This window comes from Kitasatospora sp. NPDC101108, assembly GCF_055584725.1.
On sequence record NZ_JBVJLM010000039.1, the window covers coordinates 20,146 to 31,644 of the forward strand.

General features: G+C 75.2%; 7 protein-coding genes and 1 rRNA gene. 3 read left to right on the forward strand and 5 right to left on the reverse strand.

The genetic code is table 11. The features are described from left to right. Nucleotides 1–57 precede the first annotated feature (57 nt). The 4 genes from ACZ6Z8_RS38060 to ACZ6Z8_RS38075 all read right to left on the reverse strand — a co-directional run bounded on the left by ACZ6Z8_RS38060 (nucleotide 58) and on the right by ACZ6Z8_RS38075 (nucleotide 7,129). Entirely contained in the window at nucleotides 58–2,277 is a 2,220-nt protein-coding gene (locus ACZ6Z8_RS38060) for an ATP-binding protein (RefSeq protein ID WP_465614540.1), read from the reverse strand. After that, entirely contained in the window at nucleotides 2,274–2,972 is a 699-nt protein-coding gene (locus ACZ6Z8_RS38065) for a Pvc16 family protein (RefSeq protein WP_465614541.1), read from the reverse strand. The genes ACZ6Z8_RS38060 and ACZ6Z8_RS38065 overlap by 4 nt, the downstream gene beginning before the upstream one ends. Then, nucleotides 2,969–6,229: a hypothetical protein gene (locus ACZ6Z8_RS38070; RefSeq protein WP_465614542.1), complete on the reverse strand. Its 3,261-nt coding sequence runs from the start codon at nucleotides 6,227–6,229 to the stop codon at nucleotides 2,969–2,971. The genes ACZ6Z8_RS38065 and ACZ6Z8_RS38070 overlap by 4 nt, the downstream gene beginning before the upstream one ends. Nucleotides 6,230–6,388: 159 nt before the next feature. After that, entirely contained in the window at nucleotides 6,389–7,129 is a 741-nt protein-coding gene (locus ACZ6Z8_RS38075) for a helix-turn-helix transcriptional regulator (RefSeq protein ID WP_465614543.1), read from the reverse strand. Between the two features lie 134 nt (nucleotides 7,130–7,263). Between ACZ6Z8_RS38075 and ACZ6Z8_RS38080 the strand changes: the two genes are divergently transcribed. The 3 genes from ACZ6Z8_RS38080 to ACZ6Z8_RS38090 all read left to right on the forward strand — a co-directional run bounded on the left by ACZ6Z8_RS38080 (nucleotide 7,264) and on the right by ACZ6Z8_RS38090 (nucleotide 11,335). Then, nucleotides 7,264–8,724: a COG1470 family protein gene (locus ACZ6Z8_RS38080; protein ID WP_465614544.1), complete on the forward strand. Its 1,461-nt coding sequence runs from the start codon at nucleotides 7,264–7,266 to the stop codon at nucleotides 8,722–8,724. A 344-nt stretch (nucleotides 8,725–9,068) separates the two neighbouring features. Then, nucleotides 9,069–10,379 carry an eCIS core domain-containing protein gene (locus tag ACZ6Z8_RS38085; RefSeq protein WP_465614545.1) on the forward strand — a complete coding sequence of 437 codons (1,311 nt, stop codon included), beginning with the start codon at nucleotides 9,069–9,071 and terminating at the stop codon, nucleotides 10,377–10,379. Nucleotides 10,380–10,459: 80 nt separating this feature from the next. Continuing rightward, a complete protein-coding gene (locus ACZ6Z8_RS38090) occupies nucleotides 10,460–11,335 on the forward strand; it encodes a methyltransferase domain-containing protein (RefSeq protein WP_465614546.1) in 876 nt (291 codons plus the stop codon). Between the two features lie 95 nt (nucleotides 11,336–11,430). Here ACZ6Z8_RS38090 and rrf read toward each other — a convergent pair. Next, a 5S ribosomal RNA gene (gene rrf / locus ACZ6Z8_RS38095) occupies nucleotides 11,431–11,499 on the reverse strand; the annotation flags it as partial.

Below are 11,499 nucleotides of genomic sequence, written 5' to 3' on the forward strand. Positions count from 1 at the left end.
GAGGGCACCGCCGTCCCGGAGAGCTCCGCCGTCCCGGACGCGACCGTCCGCGGGGTGTCAGCCGAGCCCGGTGTCCCCGAGGACGCCCAGCCAGGGCCCGAACTCGCTCTCCAGGACCAGCCGCCCGAGCTTGCGGTACTCCCCGACCACGGCGGCGACCAACTGCGCCATGCCCAGCGGGCTGCCCGTACCGGCGGCCAGGTAGGCCGCGGAGACGGCGCAGGCCCGGATGGAGCCGCCGGTGAGCTCGAAGTGCCGGGCGCAGAAGTCCAGGTCGAGGTCGTCGCCGCGAGGAAGCCGCGGCCCCAGGCAGCGGTCCCACAGCAGGCGCCGCTGCGCCTGGTCGGGCAGCGGGAACTCGGCGATGACGTCCAGGCGCCGGGTGAACGCCTCGTCGAGATTGGCCCGCAGGTTGGTGGTCAGCACCGCGATCCCGTCGAAGGACTCCATCCGCTGGAGCAGGTAGGCCGTCTCCACGTTGGCGTGGCGGTCGTGGGCGTCCTTGACCTGCGAGCGCTTGCCGAACAGCGCGTCCGCCTCGTCGAACAGGAGGACGGCGTTGACCTGCGCGGCCTCCGTGAAGACGCGGTCCAGGTTCTTCTCTGTCTCGCCGATGTACTTGTCCACCACGGTGGAGAGGTCGACGACGTACAGCTCCATGCCGAGCTCCGCCGCGACCACCTCGGCCGACATCGTCTTCCCGGTGCCGGACTCGCCCGCGAACAGGGCGATCACCCCGTTGCCCCGGCCGCCGCCGGGCCGCATCCGCCACTGCCCGAGCACCCGGTCGCGGTGCCGGGCCCGCAGCACCAGTTCGCGCAGCCGGCCGGCGGTGGGACCGGGCAGCACCAGGTCGGCCCAGCCAACCGCGGGCTCGATCCGGCGGGCCAGCCGGGCCAGACCCGCGGCGTTCTGCGCCCGGACGGCGGCCCGCAGGTCCTCGGCGCGCACCGGGCGGCGCTCGGCGGCCGCCGTCCTGGCCGCCACGGCGGCGGCCCGCTCCAGCTTCTCCCGGTCCAGCCGGTAGGCGGCCACCGCCTCGGCCAGCTCCTCGGACAGGCCCGCTGCCTGATCTCCTGCCGGGCCCGCTGCCAGGCCCTCCGTCAGCTCCCGGCCCGGCGGCGCCCCGCCGGCGGCCAGCGCGCGGGCCCACTGCCCGGCCCGGTCGCGCGCGTCCGGCGGCGGGACGGTCAGCACCACGGGACTCTCCCGGGTCCAGGCCGGGTCCCACACCTGCGGGCCGTGCACGACCAGCGGGACGGGCCCCAGCCGCGCGCACAGGTCCCGCAACAGGGCCGCCCGCTCGGGCCGTTCGGGTTCGAGCCGGTCCAGCGGACCGAGCACCACACCGCCCCCGCCCAACCGGGCCTCGCGGGCGAGCACCCGCACGGTGGCCGTCGACGGGTGGACGGCGGCCAGCGCGGCGGCGTCGACGACCAGGGGCGGCCGGCCCCCGGACGCCAGGGCGGCCACCGCCGACGGGCCCGCCTGCCCGCCACGGTCCAGCAGGTACACCGGCCCGCCGGCCGCCACGGCCGCGGCCACCGCTGCGGCCAGGTCGTCGACGGGCTCCGGGGCGGCCCCGAGGCACGGATCGGCGCGCTGGGCCAGCCCGGCGAGCGCGTCGTCCGGTTCGTCGTCGCCGAGGAGGTGGGCCGTCACCCGGTCCGGCACGCGCAGGGTGCGGGAGAGCAGCGGGCGCTCCGGCTCGGTGACCTCCACCAGGCCCCCGGCGACCAGCGGGGCACGGGCGGAGAACCGGAAGCGGCCGGCGCCCGCCCCCGGCAGCCCGCACAGTTCGAGGGCGAGGGCCACGGTGGCCCGGCGGCGGGTCAGGTCGTCGTTGAGATAGCCGTAGAGCTGCTCGAAGCGGGTGTCGAGGTCGGGGGCGAGGGCCACCAGCAGCAGGTCGAGGTCCACCGGGAGCAGGCCGAACTCGGCGACCAGCCGGGCCAGTCGGGAGCCGGGCGGCGGGGCGGCGGGCGGCGGGCCGTCCGCAGCACCGTTCGCAGCAGCGTTCGCGCTGCCGTCCGCGCCGCCGTTCGCGGCGCCGTGAGCCGTACCGGCGAAGCCCGTGGCGGCCCAGGACGCCAGGATGCGCTCCACCGCCTCCGGGCCGAGGTACTGGCCGCGGTACGGGTCGTCCGGGTCCGGGTCGTCGGCCCGGCGTTCGCGTACCGCCGCCCGGACCCGCTGCTCGACCCGGTGCAGCCGCTCCCACAGGTGGTCGCGGGCGGGCGGCGCGCCGTTGACGGCCGGTCCGAGGTCGAGGCTCACCGCGCTCCGCCCCTCGTCCTACGGCCGGGTGGCAGCGCGCGCTCCCGGGGGGCGGCGAAGCCGTCGGCCCCCGGGTCCCCGGCGCCGCGGTAGCGCAGCCGGCGGCCTCCCGACTCGCTCTCCCGGGTGGTGTCCCGGGCCCGCACCACCAGGCCCTCGGTGACGGGCGGCCCGGCGGGGTCGAGCCCGCCGGCCAGCGGGGCGAGGACCCTGAGGTCGATCGAGGGCCGCAGCTCCCCGCCCAGCCCGGACCAGACGTCGGACACCGACGGCAGACCGGTGTCGCGCCCGGCGATGTCCAGCCCGACGGTCAGCCCGAGCCCGGCGAGCGACCCGGTGAGCAGCCGGGCGGGCAGCGCGTCCACGGCGGTCAGGCACTGCAACACCTCGGCCAGCAGCCGGTGTTCGTCCTGCGGCCGGTTGGTCCAGACGGTCACCAGGTAGCCCAGCTCGAACCAGCGGGGCGCGGGTCGGTGACCGACCACCACCCCGTCGTCGTCGTACTCGGCGACGGCCCCGGCCTGCCTGCGGGTCGTCTCCTCGCGGATCCCGTACAGGAACACGCTGACCGTCGGCGCGGTCCGCCGAGCCGCGAGATCCCGGGTCGGCGCATCGAACACCACCTCGACCCCGCGCTCCGGCAACCCGGCCTCGTCCAGCAACGACCGCAACGCCTCGTCCACCTCATGGATCACCGGCGCTCCACCTCCCCCGGCGGGCCGATGCTGCCCTCCACCACCAGGAACGGGGTGGTCACCGGGGAGAAGCCCGGGCCGGCGGCGGTGATGGTCCGGGGGCCGGTCTCGTCCTTGGGGAGGATCAGCAGCTGGCCCGCGAAGGTCCCGTCCGGCTTCGGGTACGTGGGGGCCGCGGCTGCGGTGATGCCGGGTTGCCAGGTGAAGCGGACGGGCGCGCCGGGTGGGAAGTCCGTGCCGCGGACGGAGGTCACGAAGCCGGGCTTGCCGATCGGCGGGACGGCCACGATGCGGGGCTGGAGGATGCGCAGCGGCGTGCCGGCCCGGTGCGGGCCCGGGGTGGCGTCGGTGCCGGTGGTGGTGAGCTCCGCGGTGATCGTGGTGTCCAGGGCGGCCACGGGTGAGAGCACCACCCGGACCACCTGGCTGCGTCCGGGGGCGAGGTCGGCGAGTTGGCAGCTCCCGCTCCGGCAGCCCGGGGGCAGCGCCTCGGTGGGTACTCCGGCGGGCAGGCCGAGGGTCAGCCGCAGCCCGGTCGCCAGGGCCTGGCCGGTGTTGCGCACGGTGTAGCTGACGGTCACGTGGCCGCCGACGTAGCCGGGGTTGGGCTGGGCGTCGACCGCCACGCCGGGGCCGGCCTGCGGCGGCGGTGCGGGGGCGGGCGCCGGGGGCGGCGGCACGGGGGTGGGCGAGGTGGTCGGGGTGGGCGAGGTGGTCGGGGTGGGTGTCGGGCTCGGCGAGGCGGTCGGTGAAGGCGTGGGCGTGGGCGTCGGGGTCGGGGTCGGGGTCGGCGAGGGCGCCTCCACGACCGGCAGGATCGTCTCGGCGGACCCGTTCTCCGGGTTGGGGTCGACCACCGCCCCGGTGACGCTCCAGCCGAAGGGCTGGTCGCCCGCCCGGGTGCCGATGAGCCGGCCGGTGACCCGGATCTGCGCCCCGGGCGCCAGGGTGCCGAGCTCGCAGCGCAGGGCCGCCGCGTCGCACTGCCCGACCGGGCTGGTCAGCTCGCCGAGCCGGGCACCGGTCGGCACCGAGGCCGTGAGGACGGTGCCGGGTGAGGGTGCGGGGCCCTTGTTGGTGACGGTGATCGTCACGTCGATGCCGCCGTCGACGGGGACGGCCGGGGTGCGGGGCGGCGCGCTGAGCGCCAGGTGGACGGACCGCTGGACGGCCGGCTCCTTCTGGCGCCCCGGCAAGCGCCAGTCGAGCGCGGTGAGTTCGGCGGTCGCGAAGTCGTAGATCTTGAGCCCCTCGGGTGCGCTCGGCGGCGCGGCGCGCCGGGAGGTCAGCACGAGTTGCCCGCCGTCGGCGGTCCAGGCGACGTCACGGGGTTGGAAGGGGCCGGTGGAGCGGTCGGGCAGCGGCCGGGTGCAGGCGCCGTCGCCGAGCCCGGCGGGCAGGATCACCGTGCAGTCCCGGCCGGTCGGGGTGGTGACCACGACGCCGTCCTGCCGGTTGTTCCCGCCGTCACCGGCCTTGCGGTTGAAGGCGATCCGACGGCCGTCGGGCGAGAATGCGGGGCTGTCGTCGATGACGTTGCAGCTGCCCGGGCAGGCCGTGCGGCTGAGGTCGTCCTGCCGGGTGAGGTCGTCGGCGCGCACGGTCCAGATGTGCCTGTTGCCGGGGTTGCCGTTGACCACGGCGGTCCGGGAGAAGGCGATGAGCTTGCCGTCGGGGGACCAGTAGGGCTCGTCGTCCGCGGCCCACTGCTGGTCGGCCGGGGGCTGGACGGTGCCGACGATCGCGCCCGTGGCCACCTGGGCGATCACGAGCCGGCCGGGACGGGCCGGGGCCTGGCCGCTGCCGCCCGGGGTGCTGCGGCTGAACACGATCAGCCTGCCGTCCGGGGAGAGGGAGGGATCGGTGTCCCGGTCGGTCGGGCCGCGCCCGGCGAGGTTCATCGGGTGCGGGTCGGCGCCGTCGGCGTCGGCCAGCCAGATCCGTTGGATCCGCCCGGCGGGCGAGTCCTCGTAGCGGGTGACCACGATCTGCCGCCCGTCGGGGGTGTAGGTCTGGCGTTCGTACCAGGGGTCGTAGCCGGGGCGGGGGTGGAAGAGCGGGTCGGCGGCCGGGTCGGGGTTGGTGTTGGTGTCGGCGGCCGGGTCCTCCGTGAGCACGCTGATGCCCAGGTCGCGCGGGTCGGCGCCGTCGGGCCGGACGTCCTGGACGTCGGCGACGTCGGCGGCGGAGGCGCTGGTCTGCTCGACCACCGGCCCGCCGCCGTTCGGCGGTCCGAGCCAGGTCGGCGTGGCGATCAACCGGTTGGCGCTGTAGAGGAGTTGGGGGTCGGTGCAGTCGCAGGTCGGCGCGCGGTAGAGGTTCACCACCGGTGGCGGCGGCGGGTCGGCCGGCTGGGGCTGGGGCTGCGTCCTGGGGGCGAGCCGGTCGGCGCTGAGGAACAGGACACCGCTGCCGTCGGCCAGCCAGGAGGCGGACCCGGTCTTCCAGGTGGAGCCGGTGCCGGGGAAGAAGGCCTTGTCGCCGCCGGTCGGCGAGGTGAGGATCAGGGTGCGGCCCTTGTCGCCCTGGTCCCAGGTGTAGACGATCTGGTTGCGGTGGGCGTCGTCGTTGAGCGGGTTCCAGGTCGGGTCGACGGCGTCCCCACTGGTCACGTTGGTGACCTTGACGGGCGCGCCGCCGGTGAACGGCCGCAGGTAGATCTGGACGTGCCCCGGCTCGCCGGCGCAGGCGTAGGCGACCCACCGGCCGTCGGGCGAGACGGTCGGGTGGGTCTCGTCGACGGTGCCGTCGGTGAGCCGGCGAAGCCCGGTGCCGTTCCGCTCGACGGCCCACAGGACGTGCTGGGAGGTGCCGTCCTTCCGTGGCTCCAGGGCCTCGAAGACGACGCCCTTGCCGTCCGGGGCGAGCGCGGGGTGCGAGGTGTCCATGCCGGTGGTGAGGCGGCGCAGCGAACCGGTCGCGTCGCGCAGGTACACCTGGGGCAGCGGGCCGTCCCGCAGGCTGGTGAAGACCAGTTCGTCGCCGCGCGCCGAGGGGTCCTGGTCGAAGTGGACCGGGCCGGGCCCGAACAGCGGGGCGCTGGCGTCCTGGCCGGTCACCCGGGCGAGGCCGCGGTGATTGGTACCGGCGTAGACGATCCGCCCGCCGGCCGGGTCCTCGGCGGCGCCGGCCGGACCGCCCGGTCCGCCGGGGGCGGAGCCCAGGGTCAGCACGGCAGCCGCCAGCGCGAGCAGCGCCGCGACGGCGGCCCGGGCCGGCCGCCGGATGGAGCGGGGAGTGCCGGTGGCGGCGGTCACGCGCGACCTCACAGGGTGGCAGGGGCGGTCTCCCCGGCAGTCTCACCGGCTCGGGCGCCCGGGAACAGGGCCCGGGCGCCCGAGCCGGGGGTAACGACCGGTGCCCCAAAGGGCAGACCGCCACGCTCCCGCGCGGCACGGGCGGAGCGGCCCTGTTCCTCAGATCAGCCCGCGCCGCATGGCGTACCCCACGGCGTGCGCCCGGTTGCGCAGCCCCAGCCGCGTGATGATCTCGTGCAGCACGTTCTTGACGGTCCGTTCCGAGTACGAGGTCTTGGCCGCGATCTCGCTGGTGTCGAAGCCCTCGGCGACCAGCCGCAGCATCTCCGCCTCCCGGGCGGTCAGGGTCGACAGGGTCAGGCCGCGCCCGTCGAGCATGGTGCGCTGGAGCATCCCGATCCGGTCGAGCAGCTCACCGAGCAGGTCCCCCGGCATCACGCCCTCGCCGTTGGCCAGGGCGGTGATCAGGTGCACCAGCCGGTCCTGGTCCGCCTCCGAGCGGCGCAGCACGGCGGCGACCCCGCATTCGACGATCGTCTGCAGCCCGCCGGCCTCGAACTGCCCGACCACCAGTCCGATCCGGCCGGAGGTGGCGAGCCGCAGCCGGCGCAGGTGCTCGGCCACCGCCTCGGTCAGGGCGTCGACGACCAGCAGGGAGACCTCCGCCCGGCCCGCCTCGTTCTCGTTCAGCAGCTCCACCTCGGGCCGCTGGCGCAGCTGTTGGACCACGCCGGTCTGCAGGATGAGGTCCTCGGCGTACACCGCCACGGGTATCCGGCCCGGCCTGCGTGTCTGGACCGGGATGCGCGGGGCGGCAGGGCGGGCACTGCCGGACCGTGGTGCCACCGGGGGCCGGTGGGTGGTGGCTGCCTCGCATCGAGTTGCTTCGGTCGACGTCATCGAGCTCTCCATTCTCCAGTGGACCTGCGGCGGTGCCGGGCCAGGTTCGGTCGGTCCGTACGGGCAAGGGGTGTGCCCATGGCTTGCCCGTACGGACCTCTCCGCGGACGGTCCGCCGGCCCTACCGTCACGCCATGACCACATCCGCCGAACTCGGCCTGCCCGCGCTGACGGTGGCGCCCGGTGGCGTGGCCACCACGACGCTGACGGTGCGCAACGACCTCGACATCGTGGAGGCGTACACGCTGGAGGTGGTCGGCGACTGCGCCGCGTGGACGACGGTCGAGCCGGCCCGGGTCTCGCTCTACCCGGGGACGTCCGAGACGGTGACGGTGCGCGTCGCTCCACCGCGTTCGTCCGCCGCCCGGGCCGGCGAGTTCCCGCTCGGCATCCGGGTGCTGCCGACCGAGCGCCCCGAGCTGGTGACGGTTCCGGAGACCACCGTCACCGTCACGCCGTTCCACGAGTTGCAGGCCGCCCTCGCGCCCCGGCGCCGCCGCGGCTGGCTGCGCGGCCGCTACCGCACCTCCGTACGCAACCTCGGCAACACCCCGGGCACCGTGGCCCTCACGCCCGGGCAGGCGGGCGAGGAGCTGCGGTTCCGGGCGACCCCGGAACGGCTGCGCCTCGAACCCGGCGAGTCCGGCGAGCTGCGGCTGCAGGCGCGGGCCCGCAAGCTGATCTGGTTCGGCAAACCGGCCTCCTGGCCGTTCGAGGTCACGGTGGGCCCGGACCAGGGGGCCAACGGCAGGGGCGCCGACGGCGGGGCGGCCGCCGCCGGGAGTACGGGCGCCCCGGATGCCAAGGGTGCCCGGGACGGCAGGGACAGCAGGGACAGCAGGGACAGCAGGGACGGCAAGGGTTCGGACAGCGAGGGCGCGCCCGCCTCCACCGAATCCCCCACGCCCGCTCAACGCGCTCTGCTCGAAGGCGAGTTCATCCAGCTGCCGATCTTCCCGAAATGGCTGCTCGCCCTCCTGGCCGCGCTGCTCGCGCTGCTGCTGGCCTGGTTCGCCCTGGTCCGCCCGGCGGTGCGCAGCTCCGCCAAGCAGGCCGCCGAGCAGGCCGTCGCCCAGCAGAGCGCCACCCCGGCTCCGGGCGCCGTCGCACCGGGCGGTGCACCCACGGCGCCTTCCGGCGGCAACCCCGGCGGCCAGGGCAAGCCCGCTGCCGGGCAGCCCAGCACCGGCGGGCGCGCCGTCGGTCCGGGCCTGGCGGAGCCGGGAACCGGACGGCAGAGCTCCGCCACCATCGACGTGAAGACCGCGAACAGCTCCTCGTCCACCGGCAGTTACCAGGTGCCGCACGGCAAGGTGTTCGACATCACGGACATCGTGGCCGCCAACTTCCAGGGCGACCAGGGGTTGTTGACCATCACGGCCGGCCAGCAGACGATCACCACCATCGCCTTGGAGACCTTCCGCAACCAGGACTACCACTGGGTGACTCCCATCCAGGTCCCCGAGGACCAGGCAGTGACGGCGACCGTGACCTGCGAGTCACCGGGCACTCCGGCCTCGGGCAAGCAGGCGGACACCTGCCACGAACTCCTCAACATCAGCGGGACGGTGAGCGAGATCAGGCAGGGGAACTGAACCGGTGCGCACGGGCCTCTTCCCCTCCGTCTCCCCGACCTCCCCCCATCCGTATCTCCTCCCGCGCCTCGCGACCTGTCAACTACCCGCCGGTAACCGTGGCTTGTCCGCGCACCCACCGGCAACCCGCCCGAACCGCTCCCACAGCGCCCACCTGCCCTCCCGGGGAAGCCCGACAGGCCCTCCGGGGGCAACCGGACCGCCCCCGCAGACGCCGATGTCTGCCCCGGTGCGCTCCTGACGCCCCCTCAGTACAGCAGTAGCTTTGTGCTGTTCCCGCACCAAAGGCACCCGCGGGGCCGTATACGCACCAAATCGCCACAAGGAGGAAGGAAGCCGACCGCGTGCGCAGCCACCAGCCGGACCGGCGGACCGAACCGGCCACCGCCCCCGCCGCCGCCACCCGCGCAGTACGCCCAGGCCCGCGGTCCGGCACCGCCCTCGCCCTGCAACGGTCCATCGGCAACGCCGCGGTGACCCGCCTGGTCCAGCGCGCCCGGCCCGGGGCCGGCGGCGCCGGGCCGCTCAACGGGGAGGAACTGCCGCTCCAGCGCTCCCTGGTGCACCAGGTGCTGCGCACCGCCGGACAGCCCCTGGACGCCACCACCCGCCGCGACATGGAGTCCCGCCTCGGCGCCGACTTCTCCGACGTACGGCTGCACACCGGCAGCACGGCCCGCGCGTCCGCGGCCGAGGTCGGCGCCCGCGCCTACACCTCGGGCAACCACGTGGTGCTCGGAGCCGGCGGCGGCGACCGGCACACCCTGGCGCACGAGCTCACCCACGTCATCCAGCAACGCAGCGGCCCGGTCGCGGGCACCGATCGCGGCGACGGCCTACGCGTGTCCGACCCGTCCGACCGCTACGAACGCGAGGCCGAGGCCAACGCCGTCCGAGCCCTGTCGGCCCCGCTCGTCCGCCAGGAGGCGGAGCCCGGGCCCGGCCACTCCCCCGGGGCGTCCCGGGCGGAAGGAGCGGTGCAGCGGATGCCTCCCAAACGCAAGGCCGAGGCCGCCGACCTCCCCGCGCCCTCGGGCCGAACCACCCGCGGCAAGGCCCGCGCCGCGAACCTCGACCTCAACCGGCCCGTCCTGGAGTTCACCTCGGAGTACGAGGGACCGGCCGCCCAACGGCTGGACGACACCCAGAGCATCGGCTTCCAGCAGGTGGCACGGCTGCGCAACCCGCCCGGCGCCCCGCAGCAGGTCGCCACCAACTACCACTTCTGGCAGGAGGTCACCGACTCCAACGTCCAGATCGTGCGGTCGGGGACGGACTTCCCCGCGACCCCGTCCAACCGCCCCTGGATGCAGGACGGCCCCTACCGCCCGCCGTACAACAACGCGGTCATCAACAGCGCCCAGAACGTCATCGAGTTCAACGACAACCCCGGCTTCTCCACCTCGGCGCGGATGACCCCCGGGTACTGGCTGAGGTCCTACCAGGTCTCGTTCCGCTGGAAGGTCGCCCACGCGACCGGCCCCTGGAACCGCACCATGCCCGCCTGGACCAGCCCCGAGGTCACCCACACCCTGGAGTCGGAGTTCGACCCCGAGCACCCCGACCAGCCGTCCCCCATCGCCGCCGTCCCGGCCGGGTCCTTCACCTGGCAGGTCGACCTGTCGTCCACCGGCACCACCGACGCGGAGAGTTGATCCCCGGCGTGTGACCGAGTGGGACATCCCTCTCCCGTCGGGCATGGCGCCGCGGGCCCGAGAAGGTCGACCATGTGGTCATGACTTCCTCGCCCCGCCCGCCGCACGCCGGTGGCCGACCCGATCCGAAAGACGAGCCCACCGCGCTCGGCGGGGAGCCCGCTCCCGCCCGCGGGTACCTGCTGGACAACGCGCGCGCCGAGGCGGGCGAGCGGTTCGTCTGGCTGGCCGAGCTCTTCGACGGCGTGACGCGCGGACACTTCGACCGCCTGGGCGTCGGGCCCGGCTCGCGCTGCTGGGAGGTCGGAGCCGGTGGCCCCGGCATCCCGGAGGCACTCGCGGCAGCCGTCGGTCCGACCGGGCACGTACTGGCCACGGACCTCGACCCGTCATGGCTGAAGACAGGCGACGGCTACGAGGTGCGCCGGCACGACGTCGCCGCTGACCCGCCCCCCGAGCCGGGGACCTTCGACCTGGTGCACGCCCGGCTCGTACTCGTCCATGTACCCGACCGGGCCCGCGCGTTGACCACGATGGCAGCAGCGCTACGGCCCGGTGGCTGGCTGCTGGTCGAGGACGCCGACACCGCTCTGCAGCCACTGGCCTGCCTGGACGACAGCGGCCCCGCCCAGCGACGGGCCAACCGCCTGCGCGACGCGGTCCGGGAACTGCTCAGGCGCCGCGGCGCCGACCTGCGCTACGGCCGGACACTGCCGCGGGCACTGCGCGAGGCCGGCCTGGTGGACGTCGCCGCGGCGGGCTCCTTCCCGGTCGGCGGGCCGGCCTGCGACCGGCTGGAGGCCGCGACCATCCGGCACGTACGCGGCGAACTCCTCGCGGCCGGCCTGGCCGACGACGCCGAGCTCGACGCGCACCTGGCCGCCATCGACGCGGGCGAACTCGACCTGACACTCGCACCCCTGATCTCGGCCTGGGGCCGCCGCCCGGCCGAGTAGCCTCCGGCCCTCGGTGAGGGCGCGGATCGGCGAAATCGGCGGCAAACGCGAAGAACCCCCATCCGGAAACCGGATGGGGGTTCTTCTGAATGATTGTTCGGCGGCGTCCTACTCTCCCACAGGGTCCCCCCTGCAGTACCATCGGCGCTGTGAGGCTTAGCTTC

Bases quoted from the DNA above. Each gene is read 5' to 3' on its own strand.
- ACZ6Z8_RS38075 (WP_465614543.1), bottom strand. From the start codon at position 7,129: ATGACGTCGACCGAAGCAACTCGATGCGAGGCAGCCACCACCCACCGG.
- ACZ6Z8_RS38090 (WP_465614546.1), top strand. From the start codon at position 10,460: ATGACTTCCTCGCCCCGCCCGCCGCACGCCGGTGGCCGACCCGATCCG.
- ACZ6Z8_RS38080 (WP_465614544.1), top strand. From the start codon at position 7,264: ATGACCACATCCGCCGAACTCGGCCTGCCCGCGCTGACGGTGGCGCCC.